We start from the raw sequence: 2,687 nt of genomic DNA on the forward strand, positions 1-2,687 counted from the left end.
TCGCCAACGCTCTCAAGCGCTTCTCACCCGAGGAATGCCAAAATTATCTCGTCGCGGCTGGTTACGACGCAACGTGATCGGAAAATGCTCTAGCGTGACCTGATCTCGAGCGCTGGCTGACGAACAAGCCACGCCTGGCCTGCCTTGTCGAACATTCGGCGCCGGCCGGCCTTGATCTGCTGCGCGAATGCGGCATAGGCCGCAATGTCTCCGAACCGGACCGGCATGAACGTAAATCTCACAGAGGCGCGATTGCCGAACCGCGCCGCGACGAGCAGCGCAGTATCTTGGTAGACCTTCGGCTCGACCTTCATTTTCATCCGGCTGATCTCGATCTTGCGCGCGTAAGGGACCGGGTTGGAGATATTGATCTGGTCGCCGCGACGGAATGCCGAAACGTCGCTGACGACATGACCATTTAGAAAAACCGTGTGGCTATCCCGGTAGAGACCGGGATGCGGATCTCCGACCGAGCCCGCGGCGATCGCTCTCGCAACGTCTCGAGCGCGAAATCGACGATGTCCTGCATCGCCAGATAGCGGAAAACGATGCGCATCAGCCATCGACCGAGACGATCTCATCATTCGGCCCGGTCACGATCTCCTCGACCTCTGTCGGAATCCAATCGTTGAGCGCGTGGTCCGCCTGCTCTTGCTCGATCCGGTCGAGCATCTTTTTGCGCGCCTTCATCAGCGCGCGCTCTTTTGCTTCCTGGAACGCCTTCCGCGCGTTGAGGCCGGCCAGGTCGCCCGTGATGACGAAACGGGCCTCCTCACTGGTCGAGATCCCATTGCGCGCGGCGTCGAGCTTGCGCTCATAATCAGCCCCGTCGAACACCTTGCCCATTAGCCGCGGACCTGCAGCTCGAATGCGATGATCTGCCCCCGGATTCGCCTGGTCGCGTCGTCGACGCCCATGATGTTGACCTCGGCGCCGGCGATCGCGGCCGACGCCGGCGCGCATTTCCTCCTGGTGACGATCGAGCGCGGCCTCGAATTCGGCCGGCGGCATCGCGGCCAGGCGCGGCGCCTTCGATGACAGTTTGCGGTCGATCGCGTTTATCTGCGCCACGCTCGGGGACCGCATCAGGGATCAGCGTTTTGAACGGTAGAGCTGCTGAGCCCGTTCCCTGGCATCAAATCGCGATCCGTCAGCGGCAGCATGGTCGACAAGGCAACCTTGCCGGCCGGCACCGGCGCCGAGGGATCATTCAACAGGATGACGTGCCGGTCGCCCTGGCGGATCTCCCCGACGATCTCCGCCGGCTGATAGCCCTTGACCTTCGCCAGGACAGCCGCCTCTTTCGCGACGGCCCGCGCGCAGCTTCTTTTCCTCGGCCGAGATCTGCTTGTCGAGCTCGGCGACCTCGGCCTCGAGCGTGTCGACCTTGGTCTCGAGCTCGCCGACCTGCGCGGTCTCGGCCTCGGTCGGATTGGCGTTGCCCTGCAGCGCGTTGAGCTGCTCGAGCGCGGTTTTGCCGTCCTTTGCCTTGTTGGCGCGGGCCTGGCGCAGCTGCTTGATGGTTTCGAGCTAGGTCGTCTCGCCGAGATCCGCAGCATTCCTGACGTCGACAATCTGCTCGAGTACGGAGAGCTGCGATCGTGGCTCAACGCGACCGAGATGCAGCTGCTGCGCGACATCGTCAAAATCGAGAACATGCTGCCGTCACGGCGCCGATGGGCACTTACTTGATAATTTGCATCTCCCGCGCAGCCGCGGAATCAATCGGGCATGCCCTGGCGCCGAAACCCGCATATTTCCTCCGCTACTGGTCCGGCCCCGTCGATCGAAACGCCGGCTTCAAGACGGTGCTGGTCTTCTGCGTCGGCAGCAAGAACGGTTCCTCGCCGTTATGGATATTGCAACGGAAGCCCGGTCATGGACCGCGAGAATCCGTCGAGCATTTTGATCTCCTCCGGGTCTATGTTGCCATCCGCCTCCATCACTTTTGCGCATGCCGATAGCGTGGCGACCATGTGACCTGAATTGCCTCGTGCGAGATGTTCGACTGCGCGATCTATCGATTCTGTGGTCGGCCGAAGCCGGCGAATGTAGAGACGCAAACGATCCTCATCCTTTCCGTTCAACTCAAACTGCGAACGAGCACAGCACGTCCCCATAAAATCAAGTATAACTCCGACCTCATCTGGAATGAGTTCTCCGTCAGCCAAACCAACGGCGGTTAAGAGCAACCCGCCGCTTTCGCGGCACATGGCCCTCAATCGAGTCCACTTCATCTTAAATTCGTTGGCCGCTTCAATCTCCGCGTCAGATGGCGGCCAGATCACGCCAAACGTTTCGCTAAGGAATTTGCTGGTTGGCTCGATCACAACTCCATCAAAATCCGCGACAGCATCGATGCGATCAACTCGGAAGTAGCGCGTTGCTTTGCGAAGATGACACCTTGCGACCAGGACTGGCACTCCAAAATCCGTGTGACGGATACTCCAAACGCGAATCGCGCGAACGCTAAGGTTTCCGCCTACATCTCGATAGTGCAGTACGAAGGATTGCCCTTCTGCATGCTCGATTGTGCCGGGCACCTTCTGAGGCGTGACGTGAACTTCGTCACTATGGTCCGCGTAAGGAACCACTAGAGCGGGATGGGTCTAGCTTGAATCGATTTGGGATTCCCAAATCGGAAGGCTTCTGATTCAACATGCTGGCTGGGAAGGAGGCCAGCATGG

General features: G+C 60.0%; 5 protein-coding genes. 2 read left to right on the top strand and 3 right to left on the bottom strand.

The genetic code is table 11. From position 1 onward, the window contains the following. Positions 1-89 precede the first annotated feature (89 nt). Positions 90-320: a hypothetical protein gene (locus K359_RS65605; RefSeq protein WP_224496914.1), complete on the bottom strand. Its 231-nt coding sequence runs from the start codon at positions 318-320 to the stop codon at positions 90-92. A gap of 235 nt (positions 321-555) precedes the next feature. Beyond that, on the bottom strand, positions 556-846 hold the full coding sequence (locus tag K359_RS0147530; RefSeq protein ID WP_029085208.1) for a hypothetical protein: 291 nt from the start codon (positions 844-846) through the stop codon (positions 556-558). Positions 847-915: 69 nt separating this feature from the next. Here K359_RS0147530 and K359_RS66035 point away from each other — a divergent pair, with 69 nt between their 5' ends. Together K359_RS66035 and K359_RS58145 are read left to right on the top strand one after the other, a co-directional pair. Continuing rightward, positions 916-1,038 carry a hypothetical protein gene (locus K359_RS66035; protein ID WP_256375226.1) on the top strand — a complete coding sequence of 41 codons (123 nt, stop codon included), beginning with the start codon at positions 916-918 and terminating at the stop codon, positions 1,036-1,038. Between the two features lie 237 nt (positions 1,039-1,275). Beyond that, entirely contained in the window at positions 1,276-1,692 is a 417-nt protein-coding gene (locus tag K359_RS58145; protein ID WP_029085209.1) for a hypothetical protein, read from the top strand. A 158-nt stretch (positions 1,693-1,850) separates the two neighbouring features. Here K359_RS58145 and K359_RS0147550 read toward each other — a convergent pair whose 3' ends face one another. Continuing rightward, positions 1,851-2,423: a hypothetical protein gene (locus K359_RS0147550; protein WP_156929135.1), complete on the bottom strand. Its 573-nt coding sequence runs from the start codon at positions 2,421-2,423 to the stop codon at positions 1,851-1,853. Positions 2,424-2,687 lie beyond the last annotated feature (264 nt).

Source organism: Bradyrhizobium sp. th-b2 (genome assembly GCF_000426785.1).
Taxonomy (GTDB): Bacteria; Pseudomonadota; Alphaproteobacteria; order Rhizobiales; family Xanthobacteraceae; genus Bradyrhizobium; species Bradyrhizobium septentrionale.

What these genes read in the sequence shown, in the direction of transcription:
- K359_RS0147530 (WP_029085208.1), bottom strand. Translation starts at nt 846, where the DNA reads ATGGGCAAGGTGTTCGACGGGGCTGATTATGAGCGCAAGCTCGACGCC.
- K359_RS65605 (WP_224496914.1), bottom strand. Translation starts at nt 320, where the DNA reads ATGAAAATGAAGGTCGAGCCGAAGGTCTACCAAGATACTGCGCTGCTC.
- K359_RS66035 (WP_256375226.1), top strand. Translation starts at nt 916, where the DNA reads ATGATGTTGACCTCGGCGCCGGCGATCGCGGCCGACGCCGGCGCGCAT.